The 14,840-nt window shown below is 58.5% G+C and carries 11 protein-coding genes and 4 pseudogenes; 5 read left to right on the forward strand and 10 right to left on the reverse strand.

Annotated elements, in window-relative coordinates; translation table 11 throughout:
* Positions 1–9 precede the first annotated feature (9 nt).
* A complete protein-coding gene (dapD, locus tag IPP03_20860; GenBank protein ID MBL0354962.1) occupies positions 10–828 on the reverse strand; it encodes a 2,3,4,5-tetrahydropyridine-2,6-dicarboxylate N-succinyltransferase in 819 nt (272 codons plus the stop codon).
* Between the two features lie 15 nt (positions 829–843).
* Positions 844–2,046, reverse strand: a complete 1,203-nt coding sequence (locus IPP03_20865) for a succinyldiaminopimelate transaminase (GenBank protein MBL0354963.1) — start codon at positions 2,044–2,046, stop codon at positions 844–846.
* A gap of 139 nt (positions 2,047–2,185) precedes the next feature.
* Here IPP03_20865 and IPP03_20870 point away from each other — a divergent pair, with 139 nt between their 5' ends.
* Positions 2,186–2,584 (forward strand): thioredoxin, encoded by a 399-nt coding sequence (locus IPP03_20870; protein MBL0354964.1) that lies wholly within the window; start codon positions 2,186–2,188, stop codon positions 2,582–2,584.
* A complete protein-coding gene (locus IPP03_20875; protein MBL0354965.1) occupies positions 2,581–2,958 on the forward strand; it encodes a hypothetical protein in 378 nt (125 codons plus the stop codon). Before IPP03_20870 ends, IPP03_20875 begins: the two co-directional genes overlap by 4 nt.
* A gap of 258 nt (positions 2,959–3,216) precedes the next feature.
* On the opposite strand, the pseudogene IPP03_20880 reads toward IPP03_20875, so the two are convergent.
* From IPP03_20880 to IPP03_20905, 6 genes and pseudogenes are all read right to left on the reverse strand, one after another.
* Positions 3,217–3,438, reverse strand: a pseudogene (locus tag IPP03_20880) (transposase).
* 28 nt (positions 3,439–3,466) lie between these two features.
* Positions 3,467–4,681, reverse strand: coding sequence for an IS4 family transposase (locus IPP03_20885; GenBank protein ID MBL0354966.1), 1,215 nt, complete (start codon positions 4,679–4,681; stop codon positions 3,467–3,469).
* A 167-nt stretch (positions 4,682–4,848) separates the two neighbouring features.
* Positions 4,849–5,997: pseudogene (locus IPP03_20890) on the reverse strand (transposase).
* Positions 5,998–6,294: 297 nt separating this feature from the next.
* A pseudogene (locus IPP03_20895) lies at positions 6,295–7,688 on the reverse strand (IS1380 family transposase).
* Between the two features lie 171 nt (positions 7,689–7,859).
* The gene (locus IPP03_20900; GenBank protein ID MBL0354967.1) at positions 7,860–9,122 is read right to left on the reverse strand and encodes an IS4 family transposase; all 1,263 of its coding nucleotides are present in this window, start codon (positions 9,120–9,122) and stop codon (positions 7,860–7,862) included.
* A 56-nt stretch (positions 9,123–9,178) separates the two neighbouring features.
* On the reverse strand, positions 9,179–9,928 hold the full coding sequence (locus IPP03_20905; protein MBL0354968.1) for a hypothetical protein: 750 nt from the start codon (positions 9,926–9,928) through the stop codon (positions 9,179–9,181).
* A gap of 474 nt (positions 9,929–10,402) precedes the next feature.
* Between IPP03_20905 and IPP03_20910 the strand changes: the two genes are divergently transcribed.
* The 3 genes and pseudogenes from IPP03_20910 (at position 10,403) to IPP03_20920 (ending at position 13,868) form a co-directional block, all read left to right on the forward strand.
* On the forward strand, positions 10,403–10,636 hold the full coding sequence (locus IPP03_20910; protein MBL0354969.1) for a hypothetical protein: 234 nt from the start codon (positions 10,403–10,405) through the stop codon (positions 10,634–10,636).
* 83 nt (positions 10,637–10,719) lie between these two features.
* A pseudogene (locus IPP03_20915) lies at positions 10,720–12,113 on the forward strand (IS1380 family transposase).
* Positions 12,114–12,653: 540 nt separating this feature from the next.
* Complete coding sequence (locus IPP03_20920; GenBank protein MBL0354970.1) at positions 12,654–13,868, forward strand: IS4 family transposase; 1,215 nt, start codon at positions 12,654–12,656, stop codon at positions 13,866–13,868.
* Here the strand turns inward: IPP03_20920 and IPP03_20925 are convergent, their stop codons facing one another.
* Positions 13,869–14,345, reverse strand: a complete 477-nt coding sequence (locus IPP03_20925; GenBank protein MBL0354971.1) for a nucleoside deaminase — start codon at positions 14,343–14,345, stop codon at positions 13,869–13,871.
* Entirely contained in the window at positions 14,346–14,765 is a 420-nt protein-coding gene (queF, locus tag IPP03_20930) for an NADPH-dependent 7-cyano-7-deazaguanine reductase QueF (GenBank protein MBL0354972.1), read from the reverse strand.
* Between the last annotated feature and the right edge of the window lie 75 nt (positions 14,766–14,840).

Raw genomic sequence — 14,840 nt, forward strand, 5'->3', positions numbered from 1 at the left:
GGGTTGCGATCAGGCGCGCAGCAGTTCGTTGATGCTGGTCTTGGCGCGGGTCTGCGCGTCGACCTTCTTGACGATGATTGCTGCGTATAGGCTGTACTTGCCGTCGGCCTTGGGCAGGCTGCCGCTGATGACGACCGAGCCCGGCGGGATGCGGCCGTAGCTGACAGTGCCGGTTTCGCGGTCGTAGATCGGCGTGCTCTGGCCGAGATAGACGCCCATCGAAACGACGGAGTTCTCGCCGACGATGACGCCTTCAACCACTTCCGAGCGGGCGCCGATGAAGCAGTTGTCTTCGATGATGGTCGGGTTGGCTTGCAGCGGCTCGAGGACGCCACCAATGCCGACGCCGCCGGACAGGTGCACGTTCTTACCGATTTGTGCGCAGGAACCGACGGTGACCCAGGTGTCGACCATGGTGCCCTCATCGACATAGGCGCCGATGTTGACGAACGACGGCATCAGCACTGCGTTTTTGGCGACAAACGAACCCTTGCGCACGATGGTGCCCGGCACGACACGGAAGCCACCCTGGCGAAACTGCTCCTCGGTCCACGCTTCGAACTTGGTGTCGACCTTGTCGTAAAAGCGGATGTCGCCGGCTTGCTGAATGCGGTTGTCGCGGACACGGAACGACAGCAAAACTGCCTTCTTGATCCACTGGTGGGTGAGCCATTCGCCAGCAATTTTCTCAGCGACGCGTAGCTTGCCGGCGTCGACATCGGCAATGACCGATTCAATGGCGGTGATGGTGGCGACCGACGATTGCGGAGACAGTTCGGCGCGGCGTTCCCAGAGTTCTTCGATGGGGGCTTGCAGAGGATGGGTCATGTAACGAGTCTCCGATTAAAGTTGTTGGGAAAATTGACGAATCCGGCCGGCGGCGTCGAGACACTCGGCCAACGACGCGACCAGTGCGATACGGACGAAACCAGCGCCCGGGTTGGCGCCATCGACTTCGCGAGCCAGAAAGCTACCGGGCAGAACGATGACATTATAGTGCTCGAGCAGGCCGCGGGCGAACTCGGTGTCGGTGATGGGTGCGAGTTTGTCTACCCTCGCCCACAGGTAGAAGCTGGCGTCGGGCACGGCGGTGCCGAGCACCTCGCCGATCAGTGGCGTGCAGGCGGCAAATTTCTCACGGTACTGGTTGCGGTTGTCGAGCACATGTGCTTCGTCGTTCCAGGCGGCGACTGAGGCGGTCTGTACCGGCGGGGCCATGGCGCAGCCGTGGTAAGTCCGGTAGAGCAGGAATTTCTTGAGGATTTTTTCGTCGCCGGCAACGAAACCGGAACGCATGCCTGGTACGTTGGAGCGCTTCGACAGGCTGGAGAACATGACCAGCCGTTCGTTCGAGCGGCCGAGCAGTTTCGCCGCCTGCAGTCCGCCGATCGGCGGATTGGCCTCGTCGAAATAGATTTCGGAATAGCACTCATCGGAGGCGATGATGAAACCGTATTTGTCGGACAGTTCGAACAGTCTCTTCCAGTCGGCCAGAGACAGCACCTTGCCGGTTGGGTTGCCCGGCGAACAGACATAGAACAGCTGGACGCGCGACCATTCCGCCTCCGATAGCGCACCGTAGTCGAAAGCAAAATCGTTTTCGGGCAGGTTGTTCAGGAAGCGCGGTTCGGCGCCAGCGAGATAGGCCGCGCCTTCGTAGATCTGATAGAACGGGTTCGGGCTAACGACTATTGGAACATGACCGCGGCTGGGATCGATTACCGTCTGCGCAAATGAAAAAAGCGCCTCGCGCGAGCCGTTGACCGGCAGAATTTCGCTTTCCGGATTCAGTTCAAGACCATAACGGCGCTGGCACCACGCGGCAATTGACTGGCGTAGCGCCGGAATGCCCTGCGTTGTCGGGTAATTGGCCAGCCCTTTCAGGCCATTGGCCAGCGCGCCCATGATGAACGCCGGTGTCGGGTGTTGCGGTTCACCGATGGAGAGCTTGATTTCCTTGTATTGCGGGTTGGGTGTCACACCGGCAAATAGGGTGCGCAGCTTTTCGAAGGGGTAGGGCTGGAGTTGGGCGAGATGCGGATTCACGTCGAGTGCCGAATGGGGTGGCAAAGTGGGAATTATCGCTGAAAATACCTTGCGCCGCCGTGCCGGCAAGAGTGCCGCTGCTGGAAACTGCCGCCCTTGAGGCAAAATAGGCGGCTCGATATTCTCATCTGCAATTTTTATGCCGTACACGCTTGCCAGCCGCACCGCCAGCCTGATTTTCGCTACGCACCTCGAACACTTCGACCGCGACGTCATCGAGGCGTCGCACACCGTGCCGGTCATGGTCGATTTCCGGGGTGACTGGTGCCCGCTGCGCCGGGCGCTGACGCCGGTGCTCAAACGGGTCATCGCCGATCACTTCGGCAAGCTGAAGATGACCCAGGTTGAAGTTGACAAGGGCGCCAGCATGAAGCTTGCCGGGTGCTATGTGCGGCGCGGCTTTCCCAGCGTCCTGTTGTTCGTTAATGGCGAAGTTGTCGGGCGCTTTTTCAGTGTCAAGGCCGAGCACCGGGTCCGCGAATTTATTGACGATCACCTCGATATCACGCGCGCACCTGCGCTTCCCGAGCACACATGAAGAACTGTCGCGCTGCCGTGGTCTTCCTGATTCCGTTCCTGGTGGCAGCTTGCGCCGTCGGCTATCAGGCGCGCGGCACGCTGAGCGACGTGCCTGGGGAGTTGCATGGCAAGGGGTATCCGGGCAACAGCGGCGGCGGGCGTTTCGTACTGAGCGACCCGGCCGGGCATTTGACCTGCGACGGCCAAGCATCTCCGCCATCGGCTTCAACTACGCCTGGCAGTTGCATCGGGGAAAGTGGCGAGGGAGTCGTGCGCTGCAGCGACGGACGGCGCATCCCCATGCATTGGGAAGCGATCAGCTGTCGCTCCTGGAAAGGCAGCGGTGTCGATGAGCAGGGCAACCGCCTGGAATTTCGCGTCGAACGGCCTTGACCGGAGCGCTGGCAGGCACTCCCGGCGCAAGCTAGAACGCTGGCGTTTTCCTCAGTAATATCCCTCCATGGAGCATCATATTCACAGCGTATTCGCCGGTTTCGAATGTCTGGGAAAAGCAACAAGCATTGCCTAGCGGCCCGTCGGACTTGATTCACTAATCTACCGTAAAGCAGAGCCTGCGGTTGATGGAATATGCATTTGCAATGAATTTCGCTTGATTCTCGCTTGTGGACGCACCATTCCTCCTTATTTTCCTTACTGTGGGCGCAATACGGCCACGCGCTTCAAATTCCACGTGAGGCAAACCAGCGTCCATTCGTTGCGGACATTCTCCAGGCCACGCAGCAGAAACTGCTGGAAGCCCATCACCGACTTGATGATGCCGAACCTCGGCTCGACAGTCTGCTTGCGCAGTGCGTAGGTCTTCCGACCCACCGCGGTCTTGAGCGTGTGCTTCATAGTCTCGACCGGACTGGCGCCCCAATCCTCTCAACTTAGTCCATAGTCATACGGCGGGTTTGTAAGCAAAGGACAGGTGAGGCTTTCGCTGGTTTGGCCGAGGTCGAGCACGATCAGGGATAAATTTCTGAAGGTTTTTGACGATTTCCGAGAAGATTTCCTTGGTAACTCGGGTGGTGATTTGCTGCACACCCGCCAAGACTCGGGGCAAGATACGACGTACGGTATTGAAGGCCATCGTCCGATTCACTCGCCATGGCGAATCGCTGGGCAGCCGCTCTTCCGCAGCCAGGTAGGTGGCCAGGGCATTGAGATTGTCACACACCATCTTGGCCCCAACATCCTGGCAGGCGGCCAGCCAAGTCAGGCCGGACGTGTGCTCCAGATTGAGCCGGTGTTTGATGCGCTTGAACGCCTCCTCGATACGCCAACGGCTGTGATAAAGGGCTGAGAAGCTTGTGGCCGGATACCGCGCGGTATCAAGCAAGGAGGTCATCAAGACCCGTACCTTGCCAGTCGGCGTCACCTGACGAATCAGGCGAACCATAGAAGGCAGACGCGGACACTCGTAATCAATGGCATCCTGACGATGCGGTGGCGGCAATGTCACCTGCGCCTCATCTTCTCCGGATCGCATGAACTGGGTGATGGCAGAAAAGGAAGCGGACGAATCACAGCGTATGCAAAAGGGGATACCTCGATGCAACAGCGCCGCGACCAACCAGGCACCCGGATACCCGCGATCAAGCACCAGCATGTCCTGAGCACCGAGTCGGTCAAGCCGCTCAAACAACATCTGACGTTCGCCGACCAGCGAACTGTGCAAAATCAGCGAGTCGAACAATTCGATCCCTGGCCGAAACAAACCGAAGATGGCCGCTTCTCGAATATGGCGGCGCCCTTCCAGGTCAAGCAAGGTCAGACGTACCTTCGATGCATCCGCCGCCAAGACCCGCAAGCCTTGCCAGTCCGGCTGCTGCGGAACGACCTCATCGACCAGGCGCAGCAATTCTGTATTGAGCGGCTCAAAGAGATTGGCGACCAGATGGCTGCGCGCCTTTGAGAAGGCACTGGCCGTGATCGCCCGACAAAGGCGGGTTCTTCCGGCAAGCAGGGCAAAGAAGGAATCAAGCTCCGCCTGAACTGCGCCGCGAATGCCGGTGAGCAGGAAAGCGATCAGATTCGTGAATGGCAATTCACGGTTTCGGGTGAAAAACCGAGGCTCGCGGCGGGCGGCGGCAAGGAAATTGGCGCCATGAATGTAGTCCGTTAGCCGTGAAACGATATTGGCATATTTAGGCCGTCATATAACGCCTATTTATATCAATTGGTTACATGCTCGATTATATCTTGGCGCGGCCAGATGGCAAAGTTGCCAAAATTAGATGACAGACCGCTAAGTCAAGAGGATTGACTGGCGCCCACCGCCAGCGGCTCGGGTTCGGTAAAGCGATCCCGCCAGGCCGGATGATGCGCATCCCGGCCCACGGCAATCATCGGCTCGAGCTTCGCATCGAGACACGTCGCAACGTTCTTCTCGCTGAAGAAACCCGTGTCCGCCAAGAGCGCTTCCGGCCGATTCAGTCCTTCCGGGAGCGCCTGTACTTTGGCCACCATCGAGGCTACCTGTTCCTTGTCGTTAGCCGCGTCCGTGACGTGCGGCGCCAGCACCAGCATCGTTTCGCTATCGACCGCGGCTTGAGCGTTGTCCCCCAAGGGGACTTCCTTCGGGGCGTAGCACTGCTCGAAGCCGCCACCGACCACCTTCATGATGCGGGACTCCTCATCCGTCAGGTTGATCTGATCCTCCTCTCGCGGCGCCGGGTCCGGTGCCTTGGGTTCGCGCCCCTTCGACCTCTTGCCCGTCCCTTCCTTGGCCGCACGCGCGGCCAGCTTCGCTTCGTATTCGGCCTGTTCTCGATCGAAGCGCTCTTTGGCGCACGCTTCGATCTTGCCCTTGGCCTCGGCCATTGCTGCCAGATGGTCTTCCCGGCGCTTGATCTCGTCGGGCAGGCTCACCCCATTGGGTACCGATGACTGATCCGCCGCTTCGGCCAGAGCCAGCAGTTCCTGTACTTCGGCCTTGAGTTGGGCTTCGATCTTCTCGATATGACCATGCGACAGGGCGCTGTGCCGACTGGCGTTGGCGTGTATCTTTGTCCCGTCCAGGCTGACGGTGCCAAACTTGGACAGTTGATTTTCGCGCGCGACTTGCAGCACTTGCACAAAGACAGATTGGAATTCCTCTGCAAAGCGCTGCCGAAAGGTGGCCAGGGTGTCGTGGTCGGAGTGGCAGTTGCAGGCAATGAACCGAAAGGCCAGCGAGTCGTACGTCGCCCGTTCGACCTTGCGACTGGAGAAGCCGCCCGTGGCGTAACCGTAAATCAAGAGCCCCAACAGCATCGCCGGATGATAGGCGTCGCTGCCGCGTCCCGCGTAGGCGCGTTCCAGTGCCGACAGGTCGAGTCCTTCGATGACATCCACGACAGAACGCGCCAGATGCGCTTGCGGCAACCACTCCTGCACCGACGGCGATAGCAGGTAGTCCGTGTCTCGATCTATCGGGTGAAAGGCCATGGTAACGTTCAGCAGAGTCAATGGATATGATCATAACATATTTACGGGAAAGCCCGACAGGCTGCTAGCCCGGATGTTTCATAAACCCGCCGCGTGATGTCAATGTCGTGCCATTCCAGCCGTGATGCGAGTCAGCTTGCTGCGAATTTTGCTGGCAACCCGCCATGATGGGCCACATAGTCCTACGTTTGGGCGTCACACCCTGCCGCCATCGATCCCTGGACAGAGCGCTGGCGAGACCTGACCTCCGCTCAAGCGGATTCGAGTCGGTAGCATGAGACGGCGTCGCCGAGTCGATCAGGCCGGTGCCGGCGGGCGCGGGACGAGGTAAAGCAACTCGGTCACCCGCGCCAGCACCCCTTCATCGGACACGACGTAGGCAAGGACAGCTTGATCCGATCCTTGTACTGCACCACGCGCACCGCCAACTTAAAGAGTTTCAGGATAATCGACAGCGGTTGCGCCTTGGCCAGTTCCGTATGCACCAGCGTGTTCTCGCGCAAGCCGTGAATCAACCCATACGCCGCACACGAATAGAACAGCCGCAGGTGATTGGCGAGGAAGGCATGATCGGAGGTCCGGTCACTGGCCAAGTCGTTCTTCACCGCCTTGATGAAGTTCTCGTCCTGCCCTCGAGCACAGTACAGCTCTTTGTAAAGCACCTCAGGCGTCGGGTCGGACAGCGAGGTCACCAGGTACCGCGGGTTGTCACCCAAGGCCATCACCTCGGCCTTGACCACCACGCGGTAAGCCTTGGGCCACGAGCCCGCCTGATACTCGATATCGTCGTACAGTCGTGTCGCCGCCGGGGCTGGATTCCCCAGGCGCTGGGCGTTGGCGCTGTGTGTCTGGTGCAGCGCACGGGCTTTCTTCAGCAGCGGCTCGGCCTTGGGCGAGAGCACCTGGTTGCCGGCCAGGCCGAAGAGGAAGTCCAGATGCGGATCGGACGCGCACAAGGCCATCAGTTCGGGATTCGAGAAGTGGCCATCCCCGCGCAGAATGATGTGGGTCTCGGGCCAAGCCTGGCGGAGCAAGCGCAGCACGCGCTTGATGATGGCCGCGTTCTCCTTGCCAGTCGGGCGTTTGCCCGGACGCAGGACGGCAGTAATGAACTTCCCGGAAAGTCCTTCGAAGAGAAACAGCGGCAGGTAGCAGTGATTCCCGTAGTGGGGGTTATAGAACGCCAGTTCCTGCTGCCCGTGAGTGGCATCCTCCGAGTGATCCATATCGAGCACGATCACGGCAGGCGCTTGGGCGTAGCTGGCGATGAAGGCGTCGACGAAGCTTTTGGCCAGGCGGTAAATGTCTTTGCGCGATACGCTGTTTTCGAGCCGGGAGAGCGTGGGGCCGGAGGCCAGGTCATTTCCCTCGTCCAGCGGGGCACGACCGACCGCCAGTTTGAACAGCGGATCGCGCCGCAGCGTGTTGGCGTCATTACCGTCGGCGTAACCGCTGGCGGTCTGGAATATCCGCTGGCGGAGCAGGTCGGCCAGGGGATGGTCAATGTACGAGGCGTGGCGTTTGTCGTGAATCGCGCTGACCAGGCGGGGAATCAGGCCGATTTGCAGGTCGATGCCACGCAACAGGAGTGCGCCAAAGTCGGAGGACATCGCCCCGCCGTCAAACTCTGCCCGGATCGTAAATCCGGCGCTGGCGGGAAAGCGAAGCTGGGTTGGGATAGAATGGTCCATGGGCGGTCTCGTTTAGGCTTCTTACAAAGCGTTATTGGCGTAACCCCAATTATATCAATGGGTTAAACGAGATTCGCCTGCTTTTATGAAAAATTCGGGCTAGCTGATTACTGTAATGCTGCTATAAACAACCTGGAGGTTCACAAACAATCCTCGTGACTTAGCATCTTGTCATGGAGCGGTTTTGTAGGCATGAGACTTGTGTGGCTTGGGTCGAATAGGTCGCGGTCGGTTTCGGTTGGGGATGAATTTTTGAAGGTTCAGGACAATCTCGGAGAACAGTGCGGCGACGATGCGCGAGGTCAAGCGAAGGCGGCCGGTGAGCACTTGGGGCAGCAGACGGCGCAGATGCGAGAAAGCCAAGGTGCGATTGATACGCCACGGCGAATCTGGGGCGATGAGGTGCTCCGTGGCCAGATAGACCGCCAGCGCATTGAGGTTGTCGCAGAGCATCTTGGCGCCGACGTCCTGACAGGCCGCGAGCCAGGTCAAGCCAGACGTATGCTCAAGCGACAGGCGATGCTTGAGGCGCTTGAAGGCCTCTTCGATGCGCCAGCGCCGATGATAGAGATCTGCGAATGCAGGCGCCGGATACTGCGCACTGTCGAGCAAGGACGTCATGAGCACGCGCACCTTACCGGCGGGTGTCACTTGGCGGATCAGGCGCACGGTCGAGGCCTGGCGGGGACACTCATAATCGACGGCATCCCGGCAATTCGGCGGTGGCAGGGTCACCACGGTGTCGTCCTGGCCGGAGCGCATGAACTGCGTGATGGCGGCAAAGGTCGACGACGAATCGCAGCGCATGCAAAAGGGAATCTCCCGATGCAGCAAGGCGGCCACCAGCCACGCGCCCGGGTAACCGCGGTCGAGCAGCAGCATGTCGTGGCGGTCAATCCGGTCCAGGCGCTCGAACAGCATCTGCCGCTCACCAACCAGGGGGCTGTGCAGGATCAGCGAATCGAACAACTCGATGCCCGGACGAAACAAGCCGAACAGCGTCGCCTCGCGCACACACCGCTTGCCCTCCGCGTTGAGCAAGGTCAAGCGAACCTTGGAGGCATCGGCGGCCAGAACCCGCAATCCCTGCCAGAGCGGCTGACCGGGAAGGGCTTCATCGACCAGCCGCAGCAACTCTGTGTTGAGCGGATCGAAGACATTCGCATAGAGGCGGCTACGCGCCTTCGAGAACGCACTGGCGGTCACCACCCGAGACAAGCGGGTTCGCCGCGCCAGCAGCGTGAAGAACGCATCGAGTTCGCCCTGCACGGCCCCACGCACACCGCTGAGCAGGAAAGCGATCAGATCGGTGAAGGGCAATCCACGGCTGCGCGTGAAATTCCGGGAATCACGGCGAGCCGCTTCGCGAAAGGCTGCGCTCTGAATGAAGTCCGCAAGCCTGAAAAGCACATTGACATATTTAGGACGGCATATTTAACCTATAAATATCAATCCGTTACGAGACCCAATTCTACCCCGATATGGCCGGCTTATCGCGGCGGCTGTAAAATATGCAAACGCGCTAAGTCAAGAGGATTGATCAAGACCCGTACCTTGCCAGTCGGCGTCACCTGACGAATCAGGCGAACCATAGAAGGCAGACGCGGACACTCGTAATCAATGGCATCCTGACGATGCGGTGGCGGCAATGTCACCTGCGCCTCATCTTCTCCGGATCGCATGAACTGGGTGATGGCAGAAAAGGAAGCGGACGAATCACAGCGTATGCAAAAGGGGATACCTCGATGCAACAGCGCCGCGACCAACCAGGCACCCGGATACCCGCGATCAAGCACCAGCATGTCCTGAGCACCGAGTCGGTCAAGCCGCTCAAACAACATCTGACGTTCGCCGACCAGCGAACTGTGCAAAATCAGCGAGTCGAACAATTCGATCCCTGGCCGAAACAAACCGAAGATGGCCGCTTCTCGAATATGGCGGCGCCCTTCCAGGTCAAGCAAGGTCAGACGTACCTTCGATGCATCCGCCGCCAAGACCCGCAAGCCTTGCCAGTCCGGCTGCTGCGGAACGACCTCATCGACCAGGCGCAGCAATTCTGTATTGAGCGGCTCAAAGAGATTGGCGACCAGATGGCTGCGCGCCTTTGAGAAGGCACTGGCCGTGATCGCCCGACAAAGGCGGGTTCTTCCGGCAAGCAGGGCAAAGCAGGAATCAAGCTCCGCCTGAACTGCGCCGCGAATGCCGGTGAGCAGGAAAGCGATCAGATTCGTGAATGGCAATTCACGGTTTCGGGTGAAAAACCGAGGCTCGCGGCGGGCGGCGGCAAGGAAATTGGCGCCATGAATGTAGTCCGTTAGCCGTGAAACGATATTGGCATATTTAGGCCGTCATATAACGCCTATTTATATCAATTGGTTACATGCTCGATTATATCTTGGCGCGGCCAGATGGCAAAGTTGCCAAAATTAGATGACAGACCGCTAAGTCAAGAGGATTGGGCAGGCAACCCGAAGCGGACGCCTTACTAAATGACGCTGACCCTCATGATACTACATAATCAGAGAATCGAATATACCATATTAGATCCATTATCCAAGTCGCTTTTATATATTGGATTAGGTCTTGTAATTTGTTTCTTGAAAGGCTCGTTTGCAACAGAAACAACGCCCCCAAGCCAACTGAAGAGTAGCATAAACAGCAGCACTCTGTCGTCTTCGGGAAACTGTTTCAATTTTCCAGTTTCCTATTGCATAGTGCCCCAGAAGGATGACGGAACAATTGATCTTCCAGATACCACAGACTACTGGCAAAGTGTATTAGCTATTGGAGATGATGGTGTTCCCTACTTTAAATCGCCTGAAGGGAAGCGCTACTACAATATGGCAACTATCGCATTCTCAATATTTGGGCGCAACCAAAAGCCATTCGAACTTCAATGCAAGAAATTCAAAATTGATAGCAAACAATTTAACCCGAATTTTTCATAAAAGCAGGCGAATCTCGTTTAACCCATTGATATAATAGGGGTTACGCCAATAACGCTTCGTAAGAAGCCTAAACGAGACCGCCTATGGACTATTCTATCCCAACCCAGCTTCACTTTCCCGCCAGCGCCGGATTTACGATCCGGGCAGAGTTTGACGGCGGGGCGATGTCCTCCGACTTTGGCGCACTCCTGTTGCGTGGCATCGACCTGCAAATCGGCCTGATTCCCCGCCTGGTCAGCGCGATTCACGACAAACGCCACGCCTCGTACATTGACCATCCCCTGGCCGACCTGCTCCGCCAGCGGATATTCCAGACCGCCAGCGGTTACGCCGACGGTAATGACGCCAACACGCTGCGGCGCGATCCGCTGTTCAAACTGGCGGTCGGTCGTGCCCCGCTGGACGAGGGAAATGACCTGGCCTCCGGCCCCACGCTCTCCCGGCTCGAAAACAGCGTATCGCGCAAAGACATTTACCGCCTGGCCAAAAGCTTCGTCGACGCCTTCATCGCCAGCTACGCCCAAGCGCCTGCCGTGATCGTGCTCGATATGGATCACTCGGAGGATGCCACTCACGGGCAGCAGGAACTGGCGTTCTATAACCCCCACTACGGGAATCACTGCTACCTGCCGCTGTTTCTCTTCGAAGGACTTTCCGGGAAGTTCATTACTGCCGTCCTGCGTCCGGGCAAACGCCCGACTGGCAAGGAGAACGCGGCCATCATCAAGCGCGTGCTGCGCTTGCTCCGCCAGGCTTGGCCCGAGACCCACATCATTCTGCGCGGGGATGGCCACTTCTCGAATCCCGAACTGATGGCCTTGTGCGCGTCCGATCCGCATCTGGACTTCCTCTTCGGCCTGGCCGGCAACCCGGTGCTCTCGCCCAAGGCCGAGCCGCTGCTGAAGAAAGCCCGTGCGCTGCACCAGACACACAGCGCCAACGCCCAGCGCCTGGGGAACGCCGAGCCTGCGGCGACACGACTGTACGACGATATCGAGTATCAGGCGGGCTCGTGGCCCAAGGCTTACCGCGTGGTGGTCAAGGCCGAGGTGATGGCCTTGGGTGACAACCCGCGGTACGTGGTGACCTCGCTGTCCGACCCGACGCCTGATGTGCTTTACAAAGAGCTGTACTGTGCTCGAGGGCAGGACGAGAACTTCATCAAGGCGGTGAAGAACGACTTGGCCAGTGACCGGACCTCCGATCATGCCTTCCTCGCCAATCACCTGCGGCTGTTCTATTCGTGTGCGGCGTATGGGTTGATTCACGGCTTGCGCGAGAACACGCTGGTGCATACGGAACTGGCCAAGGCGCAACCGCTGTCGATTATCCTGAAACTCTTTAAGTTGGCGGTGCGCGTGGTGCAGTACAAGGATCGGATCAAGCTGTCCTTGCCTACGTCGTGTCCGATGAAGGGGTGCTGGCGCGGGTGACCGAGTTGCTTTACCTCGTCCCGCGCCCGCCGGCACCGGCCTGATCGACTCGGCGACGCCGTCTCATGCTACCGACTCGAATCCGCTTGAGCGGAGGTCAGGTCTCGCCAGCGCTCTGTCCAGGGATCGATGGCGGCAGGGTGTGATGCCCAAAAGTTGGGGTATTTGGCCGATCGTGGCGGGTTGGCAGCAAAATTCGCAGCAAGCTGACTCGCATCACGGCTGGAATGGCACGACATTGACATCGCGCGGCGGGTTTATGAAACATCCGGGTTAATGCCCTCCAGTTTGTCAAGGAAAATACTGTCAGTATAAATGATCAAGCAATTAAGTGGAATTATAATTATGAAACGAATATTAATGATACGATTCTTAGGCCGCCTTGGGCGAGTGCTTTTAGTCAGGCGGCATTGATTGAGCGACTGTTGCTGGCAATCCTCTTGACTTAGCGGTCTGTCATCTAATTTTGGCAACTTTGCCATCTGGCCGCGCCAAGATATAATCGAGCATGTAACCAATTGATATAAATAGGCGTTATATGACGGCCTAAATATGCCAATATCGTTTCACGGCTAACGGACTACATTCATGGCGCCAATTTCCTTGCCGCCGCCCGCCGCGAGCCTCGGTTTTTCACCCGAAACCGTGAATTGCCATTCACGAATCTGATCGCTTTCCTGCTCACCGGCATTCGCGGCGCAGTTCAGGCGGAGCTTGATTCCTTCTTTGCCCTGCTTGCCGGAAGAACCCGCCTTTGTCGGGCGATCACGGCCAGTGCCTTCTCAAAGGCGCGCAGCCATCTGGTCGCCAATCTCTTTGAGCCGCTCAATACAGAATTGCTGCGCCTGGTCGATGAGGTCGTTCCGCAGCAGCCGGACTGGCAAGGCTTGCGGGTCTTGGCGGCGGATGCATCGAAGGTACGTCTGACCTTGCTTGACCTGGAAGGGCGCCGCCATATTCGAGAAGCGGCCATCTTCGGTTTGTTTCGGCCAGGGATCGAATTGTTCGACTCGCTGATTTTGCACAGTTCGCTGGTCGGCGAACGTCAGATGTTGTTTGAGCGGCTTGACCGACTCGGTGCTCAGGACATGCTGGTGCTTGATCGCGGGTATCCGGGTGCCTGGTTGGTCGCGGCGCTGTTGCATCGAGGTATCCCCTTTTGCATACGCTGTGATTCGTCCGCTTCCTTTTCTGCCATCACCCAGTTCATGCGATCCGGAGAAGATGAGGCGCAGGTGACATTGCCGCCACCGCATCGTCAGGATGCCATTGATTACGAGTGTCCGCGTCTGCCTTCTATGGTTCGCCTGATTCGTCAGGTGACGCCGACTGGCAAGGTACGGGTCTTGATGACCTCCTTGCTTGATACCGCGCGGTATCCGGCCACAAGCTTCTCAGCCCTTTATCACAGCCGTTGGCGTATCGAGGAGGCGTTCAAGCGCATCAAACACCGGCTCAATCTGGAGCACACGTCCGGCCTGACTTGGCTGGCCGCCTGCCAGGATGTTGGGGCCAAGATGGTGTGTGACAATCTCAATGCCCTGGCCACCTACCTGGCTGCGGAAGAGCGGCTGCCCAGCGATTCGCCATGGCGAGTGAATCGGACGATGGCCTTCAATACCGTACGTCGTATCTTGCCCCGAGTCTTGGCGGGTGTGCAGCAAATCACCACCCGAGTTACCAAGGAAATCTTCTCGGAAATCGTCAAAAACCTTCAGAAATTTATCCCTGATCGTGCTCGACCTCGGCCAAACCAGCGAAAGCCTCACCTGTCCTTTGCTTACAAACCCGCCGTATGACTATGGACTAAGTTGAGAGGATTGGTTGCCTGCCCAGCGCTGTAGCGGCAGCAGCGCATCGGGAAGTGGGTGGTGTTCCATGACGATGCGGCGCGCCAAAAAGTGGCGGTTCAGTTCGCAGTACAACTCGTCGTCGCAAAAGCCGATGGCGGCCGCTTCATCGCGGGTGTTGGCGAAGACGATGCGGCCGATGCGCGCCCAGTAGGCAGCGGACAGGCACATCGGGCACGGCTCGCTGGACGCATAGAGTGTGGAATCGGGCAGGTGGAAGCTGTCGACCGCGGCGCACGCCCTGCGGATGGCACCGATTTCGGCGTGTGCGGTCGGGTCTCCGCTCGCCACTACCCGGTTCCAGTCTTCGCCGATAATCTTGCCGTCGCGGACGATGACGGCGCCGAACGGGCCGCCTTCGTTCACTTCGCTGCCCTTGAGCGCCAGTTCGAGGGCGCGGGCGAGGAAACGATCGTCGGCGTTCATTCAGCCTCGGGTATTCGATTCGCTGTCGAAAACGCTGAGATCGACGCGCGGCGCCGGTTGCCAGCCCGGCTTGCGAAATTCGGCAACGACATTGGTGAATATGCCGCCGCGCACGTAGAACTTGGCGGTCAGGCGCATGAAGCGCGGCGCGGTGGCGGCGACCAGGTCGTCGAGAATGCGATTGGTGACGGCTTCGTGGAAGGCGCCCTCGTTGCGGTAGGACCAAATGTAGAGCTTGAGACTCTTCAGTTCGATGCAGGTCTGGTCCGGGATGTAATCGAGAATCAGCGTCGCGAAATCGGGCTGGCCGGTCATCGGGCACAGGCAGGTGAATTCCGGAATCTGCATGTGAATGTGAAAGTCGCGGTCGACCGCCGGATTGGGAAAGGTTTCGAGGGTTCTCGTCGGTTGGCTGGGCATGCTCAGATTCATCGAAATGGAGTAAATGTTATTATACGGCCCCCGTCAAGGTGGGCCATTCCCGAGCCTGCCGTT

The sequence above is a fragment of the Candidatus Dechloromonas phosphoritropha genome (genome assembly GCA_016722705.1).
GTDB lineage: Bacteria > Pseudomonadota > Gammaproteobacteria > Burkholderiales > Rhodocyclaceae > Azonexus > Azonexus phosphoritrophus.

Bases quoted from the DNA above. Each gene is read 5' to 3' on its own strand.
- dapD (MBL0354962.1), bottom strand. From the start codon at position 828: ATGACCCATCCTCTGCAAGCCCCCATCGAAGAACTCTGGGAACGCCGC.
- IPP03_20870 (MBL0354964.1), top strand. From the start codon at position 2,186: ATGCCGTACACGCTTGCCAGCCGCACCGCCAGCCTGATTTTCGCTACG.
- IPP03_20875 (MBL0354965.1), top strand. From the start codon at position 2,581: ATGAAGAACTGTCGCGCTGCCGTGGTCTTCCTGATTCCGTTCCTGGTG.
- IPP03_20925 (MBL0354971.1), bottom strand. From the start codon at position 14,345: ATGAACGCCGACGATCGTTTCCTCGCCCGCGCCCTCGAACTGGCGCTC.
- queF (MBL0354972.1), bottom strand. From the start codon at position 14,765: ATGCCCAGCCAACCGACGAGAACCCTCGAAACCTTTCCCAATCCGGCG.